Source organism: Amaricoccus sp. W119, assembly GCF_047275745.1.
GTDB lineage: Bacteria > Pseudomonadota > Alphaproteobacteria > Rhodobacterales > Rhodobacteraceae > Amaricoccus.
Window position 1 is genome coordinate 75,426 of the sequence record NZ_JBKQWU010000006.1, and the last position, 19,078, is coordinate 94,503.

General features: G+C 68.7%; 16 protein-coding genes. 10 read left to right on the top strand and 6 right to left on the bottom strand.

Features of this window, described 5'->3' with window-relative positions; genetic code table 11:
• Positions 1–34: 34 nt before the first annotated feature.
• On the top strand, positions 35–580 hold the full coding sequence (hpt, locus tag ACLJK8_RS05820) for a hypoxanthine phosphoribosyltransferase (RefSeq protein WP_413149160.1): 546 nt from the start codon (positions 35–37) through the stop codon (positions 578–580).
• Positions 581–629: 49 nt separating this feature from the next.
• On the opposite strand, the gene ACLJK8_RS05825 is transcribed toward hpt, so the two are convergent.
• From ACLJK8_RS05825 to ampH, 5 genes are all read right to left on the bottom strand, one after another.
• Positions 630–1,499 carry a M10 family metallopeptidase C-terminal domain-containing protein gene (locus ACLJK8_RS05825; RefSeq protein WP_413149161.1) on the bottom strand — a complete coding sequence of 290 codons (870 nt, stop codon included), beginning with the start codon at positions 1,497–1,499 and terminating at the stop codon, positions 630–632.
• Between the two features lie 96 nt (positions 1,500–1,595).
• A complete protein-coding gene (locus ACLJK8_RS05830) occupies positions 1,596–2,048 on the bottom strand; it encodes a hypothetical protein (protein ID WP_413149162.1) in 453 nt (150 codons plus the stop codon).
• Positions 2,049–2,053: 5 nt separating this feature from the next.
• Complete coding sequence (locus tag ACLJK8_RS05835; protein ID WP_413149163.1) at positions 2,054–3,451, bottom strand: TolC family outer membrane protein; 1,398 nt, start codon at positions 3,449–3,451, stop codon at positions 2,054–2,056.
• Positions 3,452–3,520: 69 nt separating this feature from the next.
• Positions 3,521–4,174, bottom strand: a complete 654-nt coding sequence (locus tag ACLJK8_RS05840; RefSeq protein ID WP_413149164.1) for a protein-L-isoaspartate O-methyltransferase family protein — start codon at positions 4,172–4,174, stop codon at positions 3,521–3,523.
• 114 nt (positions 4,175–4,288) lie between these two features.
• Positions 4,289–5,419: a D-alanyl-D-alanine-carboxypeptidase/endopeptidase AmpH gene (gene ampH / locus ACLJK8_RS05845; protein ID WP_413149165.1), complete on the bottom strand. Its 1,131-nt coding sequence runs from the start codon at positions 5,417–5,419 to the stop codon at positions 4,289–4,291.
• Between the two features lie 211 nt (positions 5,420–5,630).
• Between ampH and ACLJK8_RS05850 the strand changes: the two genes are divergently transcribed.
• The 6 genes from ACLJK8_RS05850 (at position 5,631) to ACLJK8_RS05875 (ending at position 10,990) form a co-directional block, all read left to right on the top strand.
• Positions 5,631–6,926 (top strand): ABC transporter substrate-binding protein, encoded by a 1,296-nt coding sequence (locus ACLJK8_RS05850; protein ID WP_413149166.1) that lies wholly within the window; start codon positions 5,631–5,633, stop codon positions 6,924–6,926.
• A 4-nt stretch (positions 6,927–6,930) separates the two neighbouring features.
• Positions 6,931–7,812 (top strand): branched-chain amino acid ABC transporter permease, encoded by an 882-nt coding sequence (locus ACLJK8_RS05855; protein WP_413149167.1) that lies wholly within the window; start codon positions 6,931–6,933, stop codon positions 7,810–7,812.
• Positions 7,809–8,750 carry a branched-chain amino acid ABC transporter permease gene (locus tag ACLJK8_RS05860; protein ID WP_413149168.1) on the top strand — a complete coding sequence of 314 codons (942 nt, stop codon included), beginning with the start codon at positions 7,809–7,811 and terminating at the stop codon, positions 8,748–8,750. The genes ACLJK8_RS05855 and ACLJK8_RS05860 overlap by 4 nt, the downstream gene beginning before the upstream one ends.
• Positions 8,738–9,445, top strand: coding sequence for an ABC transporter ATP-binding protein (locus tag ACLJK8_RS05865; RefSeq protein ID WP_413149169.1), 708 nt, complete (start codon positions 8,738–8,740; stop codon positions 9,443–9,445). Before ACLJK8_RS05860 ends, ACLJK8_RS05865 begins: the two co-directional genes overlap by 13 nt.
• Positions 9,445–10,140 carry an ABC transporter ATP-binding protein gene (locus ACLJK8_RS05870; protein ID WP_413149170.1) on the top strand — a complete coding sequence of 232 codons (696 nt, stop codon included), beginning with the start codon at positions 9,445–9,447 and terminating at the stop codon, positions 10,138–10,140. The genes ACLJK8_RS05865 and ACLJK8_RS05870 overlap by 1 nt, the downstream gene beginning before the upstream one ends.
• A gap of 214 nt (positions 10,141–10,354) precedes the next feature.
• Positions 10,355–10,990: a GIY-YIG nuclease family protein gene (locus ACLJK8_RS05875; protein ID WP_413149171.1), complete on the top strand. Its 636-nt coding sequence runs from the start codon at positions 10,355–10,357 to the stop codon at positions 10,988–10,990.
• Positions 10,991–11,004: 14 nt separating this feature from the next.
• Here ACLJK8_RS05875 and ACLJK8_RS05880 read toward each other — a convergent pair whose 3' ends face one another.
• Positions 11,005–11,955 carry an AEC family transporter gene (locus tag ACLJK8_RS05880; protein WP_413149172.1) on the bottom strand — a complete coding sequence of 317 codons (951 nt, stop codon included), beginning with the start codon at positions 11,953–11,955 and terminating at the stop codon, positions 11,005–11,007.
• Positions 11,956–12,438: 483 nt separating this feature from the next.
• Here ACLJK8_RS05880 and ACLJK8_RS05885 point away from each other — a divergent pair, with 483 nt between their 5' ends.
• Genes ACLJK8_RS05885 through ACLJK8_RS05895 form a run of 3 tightly spaced genes read left to right on the top strand, consistent with a single transcriptional unit; the run spans position 12,439 to position 19,061 of the window.
• Positions 12,439–15,765 (top strand): DUF2126 domain-containing protein, encoded by a 3,327-nt coding sequence (locus tag ACLJK8_RS05885; RefSeq protein ID WP_413149173.1) that lies wholly within the window; start codon positions 12,439–12,441, stop codon positions 15,763–15,765.
• Between the two features lie 4 nt (positions 15,766–15,769).
• Positions 15,770–18,172 carry a circularly permuted type 2 ATP-grasp protein gene (locus ACLJK8_RS05890; protein ID WP_413149174.1) on the top strand — a complete coding sequence of 801 codons (2,403 nt, stop codon included), beginning with the start codon at positions 15,770–15,772 and terminating at the stop codon, positions 18,170–18,172.
• Positions 18,173–18,176: 4 nt separating this feature from the next.
• Positions 18,177–19,061 carry a transglutaminase family protein gene (locus ACLJK8_RS05895; RefSeq protein ID WP_413149175.1) on the top strand — a complete coding sequence of 295 codons (885 nt, stop codon included), beginning with the start codon at positions 18,177–18,179 and terminating at the stop codon, positions 19,059–19,061.
• Positions 19,062–19,078: the final 17 nt, after the last annotated feature.

Consider the following 19,078-nt stretch of genomic DNA (forward strand, 5'->3'; position numbering starts at 1 on the left):
GAGGCCGGAAGCCGAAGCCGGAAGCGGAGGTTCGATGAACGCGCGCCCCTATGCGATCGACACGCTGATCTCGGCCAAGGCGATCGCGGCCCGGATCGAGGGCCTCGCCACCGAGATCAGCGAATATTACCGCGAGACCGACAAGCTCGTGGTCGTCGGCCTGCTGCGCGGCTCCTTCATCTTCATCGCCGATCTGGTGCGCGAGATCGACCTGCCGATCGAGGTCGATTTCCTCGAAGCTTCCTCCTACGGCAATTCGATGGAATCGAGCCGCGAGGTGCGGATCCTGAAGGACCTCCGGGGCGAGATCAAAGGCCGCGACGTGCTGGTGGTGGAGGACATCATCGACACCGGCTTCACGCTCAACCATGTGCTCGCGATCCTCAGGACGCGGCACCCGGCGCGGCTCGAGGTCTGCGCGCTGCTCGACAAGCCCTCGCGGCGCGAGGTCGCGGTCGATGCGCGCTGGATCGGCTTCGAGATCCCGGACCGGTTCGTGGTCGGCTACGGCATCGATTACGGGCAGCGCAACCGCAACCTGCCCTATATCGGCGCGGTCCGCTTCGCCGAGCACTCCTGAACCCGGCGAAGCCTCGGAAGGTGCCCGCTGGCTCCGCGGGCGCGCCGCCTCAGAGCAGGAAGTCCCCCGCGCCGTAATCCTCCGCCGCCACACCCCATCCGTCGCGGAGCAGGAGCACCAGCACGTCCCGCCCGGTATCGGCGCGGACCACGGTCGTCGCACCCAGATCCTCGACCCAGACACGGCCCGAGCCACCCTCGCCGCTCGCATCGAAGGTGAAGGACTGGTCGCCGTTCCGCCACGACTTCGCGTCGATGCCGCCGATGTCGATCAGATCCTCGCCAATGGTGAAGTCCAGAACCCTGTCGCGCTCGCCTTCGCGGATCGAGCCGAAGACGAACGTGTCCTCGCCACCACGCCCGCGCAGAAAGTCGTCGCCCTGCCCGCCGACGATCCGGTCGGCGAAGTCCCCGCCAAGCAGGGTGTCTGAGCCCTGGTTGCCTTCGAGCACGCTGACATAGGGGCCGACCGGAAGCGGTGGCTCTTCCCATAGATCGGGGGCAATGGGCTCAACCTCTATCCGGTCATTGCCGCGACCGCCGGTCAGTTCGATCACTGCGATTGGCACCTGAGAGTCGGCTCCGACCGAAAAGTTCATCACATAGCCAGCGGTGATCTCATCGTTCCCGCCGCCGCCGTGGAGGCTGATCAACAGATCATCATCCTGGAGCCGCTCGCCATCGTAGTAGCTCTGCATGTTCAGAACCGCTGAGAGCGTATCGTTACCCGAGCCGCCATAGGCGACGCTGTGATACGTGACAGCAGATTCTGATAGACTCGTATCCGAATACACCCCCAAGTGGAGATCGTCATCTCCCTCTCGCCCGACGGCGTAGATCGACAAACCGTTCGTATCCGGCTGGTCATCTCGAAACGGACCGAAGGTATCGTCGCCCCGAGTGCCGATGAAGATAGGCATGAATCAGTCCCCACTACTGACGGGAAATTGGCTGGATACACGCGGGTTGGTAGATTCCTCGGCAGCCATCTCGATCCGACAACGATCCAACCCGGGTCAGGCTCCCGGCTGGTCCCCCCGGCGGTCGGCGCGGAGCGCGTCGTCGACCTCGCGGCGGACGATCTTGCGGAGGTCGCGGCTGATCCGCTCGCCGAATTCGCCCCGGAGTTCTTCCCGCAGGATCTCGCTCACGAGGCCGCGCAGCGCCTCTTCGTCGTGGATGGGCGCGCCGGCGGCGAATCTCGCGCCACCCTGCTCGCGGTCCATGCCGCCGACGGACCGTTCGAACTCCGCGCGCGTGTCGACCCGCATGTCCTGGGTCAGCATCAGCACGTCTTCCTCGGCCTCGTCGGGCTCGTGGATGCGCGCGCTCGTCTCGGCGGAGACCAGCGCCCGGATCGAGGCCAGCACATCGGAGAGCGCCTGCCGGTTCGGACCCTTGGGCGCGTCGCCCGAACCGTCAGCCGAGCCGTCGCCTGCCCCGTCCCCGGACACGCCCCCGTCGGACACGCCCGTCACCGCTCCCAGCGGGCACGGATGCGGTCGACGGCGGAGGTGTCGTAGCCTCCGCGCGGGCCGGACCGGACCTGGTTGAAATAGATGTCGGGATCGTAGCGTTCGACCCCGAGCTTGAGCTGCTGCGTCGTGAGCAGCCCCATCGCCTGCAGGACCGCGTAGGCGGCGACGTATTCGTCGCGGCGCGAGGTCACGAGTTCGGCCTCGGCCTCCAGCCGGTCCTGGTTCGAGGTCAAGACGTCGAGCGTAGAACGGGCCCCGAGCCGGGCCTCCTCGACCACGCCCTCATAGGCGATCCGCGAGGCATCGAGCTCGCGCTGGTTGGCGAGGATCGTCGCGCGCGCGACGCGAAGCTGAATCCAGGCGGCGTTGACGCTCTGCGTCACGTCGCGACCGGCGGCCTGCAGTTCCGACTTGCGCTGATCCACGACCTGCTGGGCCTGCCGCACGACGCTGTCGAGATTGCCGCCCGTGGTGAGGGGAATGCTGCCGTTCACCCCCACCGAGCCGACCATGCGGTCATAGCCCTGATAGCGGTTGTAGCCCTGATAGCCGTAGGAGCCCGTGAGCGAGACGGTGGGACCCTTCGCGGCGCGGGCGCGGTCGAAATCGGCGACGGCGCCGCGCTCGGCGAACTGCGACGACACGATCTGCGGATTGCTCCGGAGGCCGATCGCGACCGCCTCTTGCACGTTGCGCGTCAGGGCCGGCGCCGGCGGCGGTGCCTCGAGATCGACCGGCAGCGTGCCGACCGCGGCGAGATAGGCCTGTCGCGCGGTCTGCAGGTTGCCTTCGGCGAGCGCCAGTTGCGCGCGCGAGGCCTGCATCTGCGCCTCGGTCAGGCTGACGTCGGTCCGCGTCACCTCGCCCACGTCGAAGCGGTTGTTGATCGCGCGAAGCTGCTCGTCGAGCACATCGACGTCGTTGCGGGCGATCGCGAGAAGCTCCTGCCCCCGCCGCACGTCCATATAGGCCGCGACCGCCGCGTAGAGCACCTGCTGCTCGACATCGAGCAGATCGGCCCGCGCCGCGGCGATCGACATGCGCGCGGATTCCACCGCCGCGGCGGTCTGGCCGTGGTCGTAGAGCAGGAGGCTCGCTTCGAGCGACGCGTTGTAATAGTCTGGAATGTCGTTGTAATCGTCGTCCGAGGTCGTGATCGCATTCGCGGCCGCGGAGAGCTGCGACTGGATCTTCTTCGCCGAGGTCGCCTGCGGCAGTTCCTCATCGACCGAACGCAGCGCCGCGCGGGCCGCCTGCAGCGTCGGGCTGGTCTGATAGGCTTTCACCAGCGCGTCGGCCAATGTCTCAGCGGAGCCGGAGCCCGGCATCGCCAGCGTGGCCGTCACGGCCAACGCGGCCGTTGTTTTCAGTAAAGGTCGGAGGCTCTCGCGCATTCTGTCCTCGGTTCACTGCTCGGTCGGCCCGCTGGCCGGGCTCGTGGCCGAACTATGGTTTCATCCCGGTCAGAATACAAACGCTTTCGCGGTTTCGAAACCGGATAGTTTCGGCGCCGAGGCGTCGAAGATCCGCCGCCAGGCGATGCCATGATCCATCTTGATGCCGAGCCGGGCCTGACCGCCCCGCCCTTCGAGAAAGATCGCGACGATACGGCCGCCGATCTTGAGCTGATCGGTGATCGCATCGGGGAGCACCTCGACGCCCCCCTCGATGATGATCGCGTCATAGGGGCCCTGGCCCGGGACACCCTCCGCGAGCTTGCCCGATTCGACGATCACATTGTCGACGGATTGCGCCGACAGGATCTCTTCCGCCTGCTCCGCCAGTTCCGGCACATCTTCGAGCGCGATCACCGCTTCCGACATCCGCGCCAGCACCGCGCTGGAATAGCCGCGGCCACAGCCGATATCGAGCACGAGGTCGGAGGAGGTCACGTTGATCGCGTCGAGCATCTTCGCGAAGACCCGCGGGTCGAGCAGCACCCGCCCGGGCGCGAGCGGCATGTGCTCGCCGAGATAGGCGACCGGCCGCTGCGACTCGGGCAGGTATTCCTCGCGCGGAATGGCCAGCATCGCCTCGATGATGGGATACCGGGTGACGTCCGAAGGACGGACCTGGCAGTCGACCATGGCTTCGCGCGCGGCTGCGAAATCGATCATGCTGGGAGACCCCGAAGCTAATGTCTGTCGCAAGCTTGATCGCACATATTCCGCGGGGCGGCAACTCGGCCGGAAGGCCCGCGGGACAGCGGAAATCCGTGCGCGGAGGCGGCTTCAACGGGGCGCGAGCGCCGCGACGAGATCGGTGACCGTCTCGACCAGCACCGGGAAGCCCGCGACATCGAACTGGTTGATCGCGCCGAAGACGGCGACGCCCCGGCCGGGCGCCATCGCCACGAAGGAAAAGATGCCCTGCAACCCGCCGCTCTTCTGCATGATGAGCGGGCGGTTGCCCTCCGGCGGCATGATGACCCAGGCGAGCCCCATGGCTCCCATCTCGCCGCCCTCGTCGAGGCCGGAGACCGGCGCCAGCCCGTCGCGCTGGCGCCAGGCGGCCTGTCCGAGAAGCCGCCACTCCGCGTCCTCGTCCGATGCCAGGTCGAGCTGCCAGGAGAGCCAGCGCAGCATGTCGTTCGGCGTCGAATAGAGCCCGCCCGCGCATTCGATGGTGACCGGGGTCGGCGCGAAGGGCATCGGGGCGCCGGAGAAATCATGCCCGCGCATCAGCCGCGGCTCCTGTTCCGGCGAGGGCGAGAAGGTCGTGTCACTCATCCCGTTCGGCGTCAGCACGTGTTCGGCGAGGTAATCCGCGTAAGGGCGACCGGCCGTATGCGCGATCGCGGTGCCGAGCAGGTCGAAACCGTAGTTGGAATAGCGCATCCCGCGTGCGGGCGTGAAGAGGAGCGGCGCGCTGAGCCCGGCGCGCTGCGCCTCCGGGGTATTGCCGGCGAAGGGGTCGTCGGGCGGACCGGGCTGGGCGGGCACCTCGCGGGGCAGGCCGGCGGAATGCGTGACGAGATCGATCAGGCGAATCGCCGCGCCGTCGCGCTCGGGAAAGGTCACGCCGTCGAAACCGGCGCGGGATTCGAGCGTATCGGTCAGGGCCACCTGGCCATCCGCGACGAGACGCGCGAGCGCGGAGCCGCAGAAGACCTTGCTGACCGAGCCGATCCGAAACAGCGTATCGCCATCGGGCGGCTTCCCGTCGCCGCGATCGCCGAAGCCCTGAACCGCCGTCTCGCCATTCCGGATGGCCCCGAGAACGAAAGCCGGCGCGCTCACGCTGAGCGAGGCGACCACGCCGTCGAACCCGACCATCTCCTCGAGCAGCGGGTCGGCGCGCCCGGCCCCTCCCGAGCCGAGGACAAGACCAAGCAGGAGACCCGTGAGCATCTTGCGCCGCATCGCCACCCTCCATGAAAGCGTCCCGACCGATTCGGCCGCCGCTGGAGTATAGTCCGAAAGCCTTCCACCGTGACGGCGCATCGCCACCCGGCAAGGCCAGACACCGGCAAGGCCAAGCACCGGCAAGGGTAGACAATCGCAGGCGCGCCCGACAATCTCGCGGCCGGGAGAGGGCGGCGTGACCCCGCCGGATGATCAGGGAGCCCGAGACATGACGAAGAGCCTAGTTCCCGCCGGGACGACGCGCCGCGGCCTGTTGCGCGGGATGGCCGCGGGCGGCGGGCTGATCGCCGCTTCGGGCGCCTTCCCGGGGTTCATCCAGGCACAGGGCTCCGCGCCGCTTCGCTTCGGCTTCCAGGTGCACCGGACGGGGATCGGCGCCACCTACGGGCGCTGGTACGAACGCACGGCGCGCGCGGCGCTCGAAGTCCTGAACGCCAATGGCGGCATCGGCGGCCGTCCGGTCGAGATCCTGTTCGAGGATGACGGCACCGATCCGAAACGCGGCGCCGAGGTGATGGAGAAATTCGCGACGCAGCTGAACTGCGACGCGGTCTTCGGCGCGCTCTTCAGCCACGTCGTCGTCGGCACCGCGCCGCGCGCGGCCGAGTTGAAGATGCCCTATCTCGTCTGTTCCGAGGGCCATCACGTCGCTTCGGGCGCGCTCAACCGCTGGACGCTCCAGCCCGGCATCACCGATGTGAAGAGCCAGGTTCAGGCGATGGCGCCCTGGGTCTCGGGCAATCTCGGCAAGAAGGTGACGGTCATCTACCCGGACTACGCCTTCGGCTACGATCACCGCGACAACTTCAAGGCCGCGATGGCGGCGCAGGGTGGAGAGGTGGTCGCGGAGATCGGCATTCCGCCGACCGAGACTTCCTTCACGCGCTATTTCCCCCGGATTCCGATGGAGACCGAGGTCATCTATCACGTGATGGTCGGCCCCGCCGTCCTGACCTTCGTCAAGGAACTCGGCGAGTTCTATTCCGGCGGCGAACATCCGGCGATCTTCGGCTTCGTCGATTCGCTCGAAGGCATAGACATGTCGAGCGGCGGGCTCGAATTCCTCGAAGGCACGCATTTCTGGGAGGGCCACTGCCGCTATCTCCAGGAGGACGCCTCGCCGGTCGAGACCTTCTACCGCGAGGCGGTGGGAGTCGATGCGAACGGCGCCGCGGTCGAGGACGCGGGCAATGTCTCGACCTATTCGCACATGTTCTCGACCTGGGAGACGCTCTTCGCGATGAAGACGGCGATGGAGGCGGCCGGTTTCCAGGGCCGCGCCGATGGCCAGAAGCTGGTCGAGGCTTTCGAGGCCATGACGGAGATGCCCTATTCGAACGACCATCCGCAGGGCGAGAAGGTCTTCAACGGCCGCACCCATCAGGTCTTCGGGGTCCAGCACATCTCGAAGGTCGAGGGCGGCAAGCTGATCCGGGTCCACACCACCTCGATCGAGGACGGGCTCTATCCCGACGAGGTGGATTACACCACGCGCCCGTTCTGACCCGGTGTCGCTCGGCCCCTATCTCCTGCTCGCCGCGCTCGAGGGCCTGACCTCGGCCGCGGTGCTGGCACTGACCGCGGCCGGGCTCAGCCTCGTCTTCGGCGTGATGCGCGTCGTCAATGTCGCGCATGGCGAGTTCTTCATGCTCGGCGCCGTCGTCGCCTGGTTCGTCACCGCGAACGTGGGCGGCCCGCCTTGGCTCGGCTTCGCGCTCGCGCTCGCGGTCAGCCCGCTCGTCGTGGGGTCGATCGCGGCGCTGGCCGACCGACTGGTGCTGAAGCGGCTGAATTACGATCCCGAGGCGACGATCGTCGCGACCATCGGGCTGCTCTACCTGCTGCAGCAGGGGGCGCTGAGTTTCTACGGACCCGATGCGCGTCCGGTCGCGCCGCCCTTCGATTGGCGCATAAGGCTGCCCTGGTTCGGCTATTCGGGCTACAAGCTCTTCGTCATCGCCGCGGCGGTGGTAGTGCTCGGCGGGCTCTGGGCGCTGATGGCCCGGACGCGTTTCGGGCTCGTGATGCGGGCGACGCAATACGACCAGCGCACCGCCCAGGCCTTCGGGATCGATGTCGACCGCGTCTATGCCGGCGTCTTCGCACTCGGCGCCGCGCTCGCGGCGATCGGCGCGGTGCTGATCGTGCCGATCAGCCAGGCGCATTACCTCATGGGCGGCGACCCGCTGCTTCTCTCCTTCATCGTCGTCATCATCGGCGGGCTCGGCTCGCTCAGGGGCACGATCGTCGCGGCGCTGATGATCGGTGTCGGCGAGGGGATGATCTCCGTCTTCTTCTCGCCCACGCTCGCCAAGATCCTCGCGACCCTCGCCGTGGCGCTGGTGCTGGTCTTCCGCCCCGAGGGGCTCTTCGGGCAGCGCGCGCGATGAAGGCCGACCGCATCCTGTTCGGCCATGTCGCCTTCCTCGCGCTGCTCCTCGCGGCCAGCTTCGCCCTGCCCGCCTATCACCACGCGAATCTTACGCGCGTCATGGTGCTGGCGGTCTTCGCGATGGGCTACAACATCGCCTTCGGCTACACGGGGCTGCTCAGCCTCGGCCATGCGCTCTTCTTCGGGGCGGGGATGTACGCGGCCGGCCTCGGCGCCACGCTCGGCGGATGGAGCGGGATGCCAGCGCTTCTCGCCGGGATCGCCGCGGGCGGGCTCGTCGCGCTGGTGACCGGCCTGCTCGCGCTCCGGACCACCGGCACCGCCTTCATGATCGTGACGCTGATGTTCGCCCAGGCGGGGTATCTCACGATCCTCCACAATGGCGACATCACCCGGGGCGACGAGGGCCTCGTGCTGCCCGACGCGGCGCGCTGGCTCGGCGGGCTCAATCTCGCCGACGAGAGCACGCGCTTCTTCGTCGCCTTCGCGGTCTTCGCCCTGGCGCTCATCGGCTCGCTCCTCATCGTGCGCTCGGGCCTGGGCCGGGTGCTCGTCGCGATGCGCGAGAACGCGGAGCGCGCCCGGATGCTCGGCTACGACCCGTTCCGCTACCGGCTGATCGCGCTCACGATCTCGGGCCTCTACGCCGGGACCGCCGGCGCGCTCTACGGGCTCGGCTTCGGCTATGTCGGCGCGGGTTTCGCAGGCATCCAGTATTCGATCCTGCCGATGCTCTGGGTGCTGATGGGTGGTGCCGGCACCGTGCTCGGACCGTTCCTCGGCACGCTCGTCATGTTCTACCTCGTCGATCTCGCAAGCGGGATCACCACGGCGACGCTCGGCGTCATCGGCGCGGCGCTCCTGGCACTCGTGCTCTTCGCGCCGAAGGGCATCCTTGGCACGCTCAGGGAGAAGGCGCTGCCATGGCTGCCGTGATCCTCGAAGCGCGCGGACTGACGAAACGCTTCGGCGGGCTGACGGCGGTCGATGGCGTGGATTTCGACCTGAACCGGGGCGAGATCCACGCTCTGATCGGGCCGAACGGCGCCGGCAAGACCACCTTCGTCAGCCTGCTCTGCGGAAGGATCGAGCCGACCTCGGGCACGATCCGCTTCGAGAGCCGCGACATCACGGGGATGCCCGCCCATGCTCGCGTCCGGCTCGGCATCGCCTATACGTTCCAGATCACCTCGATCTTTCCGCGCCTCACCGCCTTCGGGAATGTCGAGCTCGCGGCCCAGCGGCTCGGCGCGGCGGAGCTCGCCCAGCGGACCGAGGCGGCGCTGGAGCGGGTCGGCCTCGGCCCGGAGGCGCGCGATCGGGCGGGCGATCTCTCCTACGGCCACCAGCGGCTCGTCGAGATCGCGATGGGGCTGGCGCTCGAACCCCGGCTCCTGATCCTCGACGAGCCGACGCAGGGGCTTGCGAATGCCGAGATCGAGCGGTTCAAGGATGTGGTCCGCGCGCTGGTGCCCGAGACCACGATCCTGCTCATCGAACACAACATGGACCTGGTGATGAGCCTCGCGGAGCGGATCACGGTCCTGAACTTCGGCGCGAAACTCGCCGAGGGCACGCCCGACGAGATCCGCGCCAACCCGGCCGTGCAGGCCGCCTATCTGGGGGGATGATGCTCGAAGTCGCCGCGATCGACGCCGACTACGGCGGGGTGCCGATCCTCAGGGGCGTGAGCCTCGCCGTCGCCCCCGGCGAAGTAGTCTGCGTGATGGGCCGCAACGGCGCCGGCAAATCGACGCTTCTCAAGGCCATCCTCGGCCTCGCCCGCGTCACCGCCGGCAAGGTCACGCTCGGCGGAACCGAGCTGACCGGCCTGCCGCCGCACCGCGTCCCCGGCCACGGCATCGGCTATGTGCCGCAGGGCCGCAGACTCTTCGCGGAACTGACGGTGGCCGAGAACCTCGAAATCGGCCTGATGACGCGGCGGAAGGGCGCCGCCACCCGCGAGAAGGTGCTCGGCCTCTTCCCCAGGCTTCGCGAGCGGCTGGGTCAGGTCTCGGGCACGCTCTCGGGCGGCGAACAGCAGATGCTCGCCATCGCCCGCGCGCTCTGCCTCGAACCCTCCGCGCTCCTCCTCGACGAGCCGACCGAAGGGCTGCAACCCTCGATGATCGCCCTCATCCGCGAAACCGTCCTGCGGCTCAAGGCCGAGGGCGTGGCGGTCGTGCTGGTGGAGCAGCGCATCGAAGCGGTCCTGAGCGTGGCCGACCGCGTGGTCTTCCTCGTCAACGGCGAGGTGGCGGAGACGCTGGCGGCGGAGGGACTGGACCCGCGGGCGGAAGTGTTTCAGCGGTACGTGGGGGTGTGAGGGCGAGGTGTTCTATTTCGACGAGCTTCTGACGCGCTCCGGCCTTGATCCGCGCTCCGTTCGTATTCGACTGTTGCGGCACGATGACCGGGGGCTCGCAGCCTGGCGAACGGGAGGCAAGCTCCGGTTCGGGTGTTTCGCGAGCTTTCAGGGAGGGGCGCGATCTCCCTACAGAGACGCGGAGGTTGGGTGTCACTTCATCATTGGCCCCACCTTGGCAAACGGTGACGCGACGGCGCTGTTCGTCGGAGCGACGCGCATCCTCGACAGATGGGCTTGGGATGGCGGTCGGCTTCCGGTTCTGCGCGACGATACGATCATCGAGACCGAACGCGGGCGCCAGGGCGTGGAAGCTTTCGATCTGGAATGGCTCGACACGTTTGAGCCCTACACCGAGCGCATCTTGATCCGTTGGCGGGGGCCGATAGCTTGGTCTCAATGGGCGCATCGGGGCGAGAGGGAGATTCTCGAACTCCGCATCGACGCGCGGGAGCCTGCCTTCCCCGGATTTTCCGCCTTCTCCGAACGGGTCGCCAACCTCGCCTTCATCCCTCAGGCATGGCGGGCGGCGCTTGGCTCCGTCCGCGGTGTCTATCTCCTCGTCGCGGGTGATGGCTCGCAGTATGTAGGGTCGGCCGCCGGGCAGGACGGATTCATGGGACGGTGGGACGCCTATGCCGCCAACGGACATGGCGGCAACGTCATTCTGCGCCAGCGTGGCGATCGGGATTACGCCGTTTCGATTCTGGAGATCGCGTCTCCCGACATGTCGCGTGATGAGATCATCGCGCGCGAAGTGTTCTGGAAACAGAAGCTCGGAGCGAGGGCGCATGGTCTGAACGCGAACTGAGGCCCATCGCCCCCTCAGATTTCCACCAGCCCCCAGTGCCCCAGGAGCCAAAGGATCACCGAGAGCGTGATCGCCGAGCAGACCGTCGCGACGAAGAGCGCGGTCGCGGTGAGCTTTCCCTCGCCGAAGCGGCCGCCGATGATCGGGTACATGCCCATGATCGGCGAGCCTGCGAAGATCACGCCGGTGGCGAAGGTGGCGGGATCGACCTCGAGCGCCCAGAGCACGAGGGCGACCAGCGCCGGATGGAGGATGAGCTTGCCCGCGACGACGCGGCCGACGCCGGTCGGCAGGTTGTCGGTCTCGAGCCCCGCGAGCGTGCCGCCGACGACGAAGAGCGCGAGCGGCGCCGCGACGGCCGCGAGCATCGAGATCGGCTTCGCGATCGGCTGCGGCGGGGTGATCCCGGCCGCCGAGATGGTGGCGCCGAGAACGATCGCGATCATGAGCGGATTGCGCGCGAGGCTCATCGCCATGACCCGCAGGAGCGCGCGGCGCGATCTGGGCCGGCCGAGCCCCGCTTCCGCGATCGCCATCGCGGCGGGCAGGATCAGCATGTTCTCGATCACCATGTTCTGCGCGAAGACGCCGGCCGAGGCCGGTCCGATCACCATGATCGCGATCGGATAGCCCATGAAGCCGGTATTCGAGCCGCAGACGCCGAGCGCGCGCACCGCCGCGGGCGTCACCTCCCGCCCGAAGACCCGGCGCGACACCACGAAGCCGAAGACGAAAAGCCCGAAGGTCGCGCCGCCATAGCCGAGCAGATAGGTGTGGTTCATCGTCTGGCCGAGCGGCGCGCTCGTGATCGCCGAGAGGATGAGCGCGGGCATCGCGATCTTGAAGACGAAGGCGCCCAGGCCGCGCAGCGTCCCCTCCTCGACATAGCCCGACCGCACCGCCGTGTAGCCGGTCGCGATGATGATGAAGACCGGCGCGATGATCCCGAGGACGGAGAAGATCACCGCGCACCCCCGCCGGCGATCCCGCGCGGCGCGGCGCCACCGTTGATTTCAGGCCTGTTCGGGCGCATTCTCGTCCATTCTCCCGTGTGGAGGATTGCTTCGGCGCGCGACGCCCGGCCGGATGCCGGTCCCGGCGGCGGGTCCGTCCCGACGGTACCCTAGTGGCCTTGGCGGGCCTTGGCAAAGCGGGACCGGACGCGCGCGGAATATCCGCGATCGACCGTGGCGGGCCGTGATCGGCCAGTAACACCGGTCATCGCCACCCGTCACGAAGGCCACCGACAAGGCCCCCGACAAGACCCGCGACGCCGCGATCCCGCGCCGAGCGAACGACTGCTCGCTCTTCGACCATTCGCCGGTCGGGAACGGTCTCGTCGGGGCATTTGAACCCGCCCGACGCGCGCCGCCGCCGAAAAGCCTTGCCGCGCCCGCCGAACTTTTGCCAACCTCGCGCGAAAACCGCATCCGAAAGCCGGAGAACGCATGTCGATCAAGGCCGCCATCTATCACCTGACGCACTACAAGTACGATCGTCCGGTCACGCTCGGCCCGCAGGTGATCCGGCTCCGCCCCGCGCCGCATTCGCGCACCCGCGTCATCTCGCATACGCTCCGCGTCAGCCCGGGCGGGCATTTCGTCAACCACCAGCAGGACCCCTACGGCAACTGGCTCGCGCGGTTCGTCTTCCCGGAGCCGGTGAGCGAGCTCAAGATCGAGGTCGATCTCGTCGCCGACATGACGGTCTACAATCCGTTCGACTTCTTCGTCGAGGAAACGGCGGAGGAATGGCCGTTCGACTATCCCGAGGACCTCCGGGAGGATCTCTCGATCTACCGCGCGCCGGAGCCGGCCGGCCCCAGGCTCCGGGCCTTCCTCGACACGATTCCCCGCGAGAGGGCGCGGACCGTCGATTTCATCGTCGCGCTCAACGCCCGCGTCTCGCAGGAAGTGGGCTACGTCATCCGGATGGAGCCGGGCGTGCAGACGCCGGAGGAGACCTTCGAGCGCGGGACCGGCTCGTGCCGCGATTCGAGCTGGCTCATGGTGCAGGCGCTGCGCAACCTCGGACTCGCGGCGCGGTTCGTCTCGGGCTATCTCATCCAGCTCAAGCCCGACCTCGTCGCGCTCGACGGGCCGGCGGGCACCGATCACGATTTCACCGACCTGCATGCCTGGTGCGAGGTCTACCTGCCCGGCGCGGGCTGGATCGGCCTCGACCCGACCTCGGGCCTGCTGACCGGCGAGAGCCATGTGCCGCTCGCCGCGACCCCGCATTACCGCAACGCCGCGCCGATCTCGGGCATGGCGAGCTACGCCGAGGTCGATTTCGACTTCGACATGAGGATCAGCCGCGTCTCCGAGCATCCGCGCATCACCAAACCCTATTCCGAGGAGGCCTGGGCGGCGCTCAACGAGGTCGGCGCCAAGGTCGACCGGGCGCTCGCCGAGGGCGATGTGCGGCTCACGATGGGCGGTGAGCCGACCTTCGTCTCGATCGACGATTTCGAGAGCGGCGAGTGGAACACCGACGCGGTCGGGCCGACCAAGCGCGGTCGCGCCGACACGCTGATCCGGCGGCTGCGCGACCGGTTCGCGCCGGGCGGCTTCCTGCACTACGGACAGGGCAAGTGGTATCCGGGCGAGACCCTGCCGCGCTGGACCTTCTCGCTCTACTGGCGCCGTGACGGCCAGCCGATCTGGTCGAACGCGGATCTGATCGCGGTCGAGGGCAAGGAGACCGGCGTCGGCCCGAACGAGGCGGAGCAGCTGCTGATGGGAATCGCCGACGCGCTCGGCGTCGATCATGACCTCGTCATCCCCGCCTTCGAGGACCCGGCGACGTGGATACTGAAGGAAGCGAACCTGCCGGAGAACGTAACGCCGGAGAATTCGAAGCTCGAGGACGCGGAGGAACGCCACCGGATCAGCCGGGTCTTCGCCCGCGGGCTGACCGAGCCGTCTGGCTTCGTCCTGCCGGTGCAGCGCTGGCAGGCCCGCGCCTCGGGGGCGGCGCGGTGGCGCTCGGAGCGCTGGCGGCTGCGGCGGAAGTTCCTGTTCCTGGTGCCGGGAGACAGCCCGGTCGGCTACCGGATTCCGCTCTCCTCGCTCCCTTATGTGCCGCCCTCGTCCTATCCCTATACCAATGTCGCCGACCCGACCGAGCCGCGCGGCGCGCTTCCGACCTTCAACGTGCCCGCGCCCCAGATCCGGCCGAACCGGCCGGCGAGTTTCGCGGCCGCCGAGCCGGTGCAGGAGCGCATCGAGCAGCACATCGGCGAACTCGATGGCGCGGTGCGCACGGCGCTCTCGGTCGAGCCGCGCGACGGGCGGCTCTGTGTCTTCATGCCGCCGGTCGAGCGGCTGGAGGATTATCTCGAGCTCATTTCCGCCGCCGAGGCCGCGGCGCGGGCGATGAACCTGCCGATCCATATCGAGGGCTACGCGCCGCCGCATGACCCGCGGCTCAACGTGATCCGTGTCGCGCCCGATCCCGGCGTCATCGAGGTGAACATCCAGCCGTCGCACAGCTGGGACGACTGCGTCTTCATCACCGAGACGGTCTATGAGCAGGCCCGCCAGAGCCGGCTCGGCGCCGACAAGTTCATGATCGACGGCCGCCATACCGGCACCGGCGGCGGCAATCACGTGGTCGTCGGCGGCGCCAGCACGCTCGACAGCCCGTTCCTGCGCCGGCCCGACCTGCTACGGAGCCTGATCCTGCACTGGCAGCGCCATCCCTCGATGTCCTATCTGTTCTCGGGCCTCTTCATCGGCCCGACCAGCCAGGCGCCGCGGGTGGACGAGGCGCGGCATGACGGGCTCTACGAGCTCGAGATCGCGCTGGCGCAGATGCCGCCGCCGGGCCAGGGGGTCCAGCCCCTGCCCTGGCTCGTGGACCGGCTGTTGCGCAACCTGCTGGTCGATGTGACCGGCAACACGCACCGGGCCGAGATCTGCATCGACAAGCTCTATTCGCCGGACGGGCCGACCGGGCGCCTCGGGCTCGTCGAATTCCGCGGCTTCGAGATGCCGCCCGATCCCCGCATGTCGCTCGCGCAGCAGCTGCTGATCCGCGCCCTGATCGCGCGCTACTGGTCGCATCCCCTGGGAGGCGAATTCACCCACTGGGGCATGACCCTGCACGACCGCTTCATGCTGCCGCATTTCGTCTGGGAGGATTTCCTCGACGTCTTGCGCGACCTCTCGGCGAACGGGTTCGAGATGCGCTCGGACTGGTTCGAAGCGCAGGCCGAGTTCCGCTTCCCGTTCTGCGGCGAGGTCGAATACGAAGGCGCGCATCTCGAATTGCGCGCCGCGCTCGAACCCTGGCATGTGCTGGGCGAGACCGGCGCGATCGGCGGCACGGTGCGCTACACCGATTCCTCGACCGAGCGGCTGCAGGTGAAGCTCGCGACCGCCAATCCCGAGCGCTACGCGGTGGTCTGCAACGGTCGGCGCCTGCCGCTCGGCGCGACCGGGACGAGCGGCGTCTCGGTCGCCGGGGTCCGCTACAAGGCGTGGCAGCCGGCGCAGGCGATGCATCCGGTGGTGCCGGTCCATGCGCCGCTCACCTTCGACATCTTCGACACCTGGAGCAACCGCGCCCTCGGGGGCTGCGTCTATCACGTCGCCCATCCCGGCGGGCGCAACTACGAGACCTTCCCGGTCAATGGCAACGAGGCCGAGGCGCGGCGCCTCGCGCGCTTCGAGGCCAGGGGCCATACGCCGGGTCTCTACCTGCCGCCGCTGGAGATGCCGAACCGCGCCTTCCCGCTGACACTCGACCTCCGCAGATCGCCGGGGGTGTGAAAACATGCGGTCCCGCGAAGCCCTGGCACCGGACGATGCGATCGCCGGTCTCCTCGCCGACTACCGACCGTTGCCAGGCGTCGCGGACGAACTCCTTGACCAGACCGGCCACATCCGGCCGGTCTGGTCGCAGTTCATGCGCCACCTCGCCGCGATCTCGCCCGAGGATCTCACAGGGCGGTTCGCACAAGGCGACCAGTACCTGCGCGACGCGGGCGTCTTCTTCCGCCAGTACGGCGACACCCTCTCGACCGAACGCGCCTGGCCGCTCAGCCATATCCCGGTCCTGATCGAGGAGGCCGAGTGGAACGGCATCGCCGAGGGGCTGATCCAGCGGGCCGACCTGCTGGAAGCGGTGGTCGCCGATCTCTACGGGCCGAACCGGCTCGTCGGCACCGGGCAGCTGCCGGGGAGTCTGATCGCGCGCAGTGCCGAATGGCTGCGCCCGCTCGTCGGTGTCCAGCCGCGGTCGGGGCACTACCTGCACTTCCTCGCCTTCGAGCTCGGGCGCGGTCCCGACGGCACCTGGTGGGTCCTCGGCGACCGGACGCAGGCGCCCTCGGGCGCGGGTTTCGCGCTCGAGAACCGGATGGCGACGGCGCGGGTCTTCTCGGAGCTCTACGCCGAGTCGAACGCGCACCGGCTCGCGGGGTTCTTCCGCACCTTCCGCGACGCGCTGCAGCGGCTCTGCGACGACCGCGACCCGCGCGTTGCGATCATGACGCCCGGGCAGCTCAACGACACCTATTTCGAACACGCCTATATCGCGCGCTATCTCGGCTTCCTGCTGCTCGAAGGCGAGGATCTGACCGTCGAACAGGGCCGCGTCATGGTCCGGACCGTCGCCGGGCCGAAGCCGATCGGCGTGCTCTGGCGCCGGCTCGACGCCGCCTTCGCCGACCCGCTGGAACTCAATCCGGGCTCGCGCATCGGCACGCCCGGCCTCGTCAGCGCCGTGCGGAAGGGCAATGTCAGCCTCGTCAACGCGCTCGGCTCCGGCATCCTCGAGACGCGCGCGCTCCTCGCCTTCCTGCCCCGCATCTCGATGGCGCTGCGCGGCGAGGCGCTGCGGCTGCCGAACATCGCGACCTGGTGGTGCGGTCAGCCGGTCGAGCGCGCGCATGTCCGCGCCAATGCCGCGCGGATGATGATCGGCGCGGCGCTCTCGACCCGGCTCCCCTTCGACCTCGACGGCTCGACCTTCCTCGGCGGCGGGCACGCCGGCCGGACGCGCGAGGAGATCGACGCCTGGATCGAATCCGAGGCTTCGGGCCTCGTCGGGCAGGAGGCGGTGACGCTCTCGACAACGCCGGCCCATGTCGACGGCAAGCTCGTGCCGCGGCCGATCAGCCTGCGCGCCTTCGTCGCTCGGACCGACCGCGGCTGGCAGGTGATGCCCGGCGGTTTCGCCCGCATCGGCCGGACCCCGGACCCGACCGCCATCGCGATGCAGCGCGGCGGCTCGGCGGCGGATGTCTGGATCGTCGGCCCCGCGCCGGTCATCAACGTCTCGATGCTGCCCGAAAGCGGCTCGGGTCTGCGCCTCCGTCAGGGCGCGCTGCCGAGCCGGGCGGCGGACAATCTCTTCTGGCTCGGGCGATACATCGAGCGGGCCGAGGGCATGATGCGGCTCATCCGCGCCCATCACATCCGCCTGGCCGAGACCGGTGACGCCGAGGCGCCGCTCCTCGCCTATCTCGACCTGCATCTCAGCGATGTCGGCGTCGATCCCGCCGAGGAGATCCCCGAGGGGCTGCGCGCCACGCTGGGCGCCGCGACCATGAGCGCGAGCCATGTGCGCGACCGTTTCTCCACCGACGGCTGGATGGCGCTGAACGACCTCTCGCGGACCGCGCGCAAGATGGCGGGGACGGCGCGCGCGGGCGACGACTGCGCGCGCGCGATGGGTGTGCTGCTGCGCAAGCTCACCGGCTTCTCCGGCCTCGTGCACGAGAACATGTACCGGTTCACCGGCTGGCGCTTCCTCGCGATCGGCCGGGCGATGGAGCGGGCGATGGAGATGGCGGGGCTGCTCGCCTGGCTCGGCGCGCCCGAGGCGCCGGAGGGCGCGCTCGACATGGCGATCGAGATCGGCGACAGCGTCATGACCCACCTCCGCCGCTACGCCGTCGCCACCACCCGGGAGACGGTGATGGACCTGCTGGCGCTCGACGGCCGCAACCCGCGTTCGATCCTCTACCAGATGACCGAGATCCGCGATCAGGTCGCCCTGTTGCCGGTCGCCGAGACGGGCGGCCAGCTCTCGCGCCTCTCGCGCGAGGTGATGCGCGCGCATACCGAGATCGCGACCGAACTGCCGGAGACGCTCGACACGGAGGCGCTGCTCGCCTGCCGGTCGCGGCTCTTCGACCTCTCGAACCTGCTCTCCGAATCCTATCTCGGGTGACGTGATGCTCTACGATATCGGGATGCGGATCAGCTACAGCTACGACGGCGTCGCCGGTGGCGGGCGTCACCTGCTGCGGCTCCTGCCGGCGGATCTGCCCGGCCAGCAACGGCTGGTTTCGAGCGCGCTCCGCGTCTCGCCCCAACCGGCGGAGCGGAGCGAGATGGTCGATTTCTTCGGTAATTACGGCACCGAGATCACCTTGCGCGATTCGCATGAGGAGCTGGAGTTCCGCGTCGGGGCGCGCGTCGAGCGTTTCGCCGAACCGCCGGGTCTCGACATCTCGCCGCCGCTCACGCGGCTCGCGCAGGAACTCGCCGACTACCGGGGCCTCGAACCCGACTCGCCACTGCATTTCCTCTGGTCCAGTCCGCGCGCGTCATCGACGCCGGAAATGACCGACTATGCGCGCCTCCGGGTCGGCGAGGGGATCACCGCCTTCGCCGCTGTGCTGACGATCGGGCGCGCGCTCTACAAGGATCTCGAATTCGATCCGGAGGCGACGACCGTCGACACGCCGGCGCGCGAGGCCTTCGAGCGCCGGCGCGGCGTCTGCCAGGATTTCGCGCAGATCATGATCGCGATGCTGCGCGGGATCGGCGTGCCGGCGGGCTATGTCAGCGGCTTTCTCCGCACCAACCCGCCCCCCGGCCGGCCGCGGCTCGAAGGCGCGGATGCGATGCATGCCTGGGTCCGGGCCTGGTGCGGTCGCGAGACCGGCTGGATCGAGTTCGACCCGACCAACAACGTCGTCGTCGGGCTCGATCATATCGTGGTCGCGCGCGGCAGGGACTATGGCGACGTCTCGCCGGTGCGCGGGATTCTCAGGATCGCGGGCGAGCAGACCACGGAACAGGCGGTCGACGTGATCCCGGTCGCCGCGGCGTGAAGGCGGATCGCGGCCAA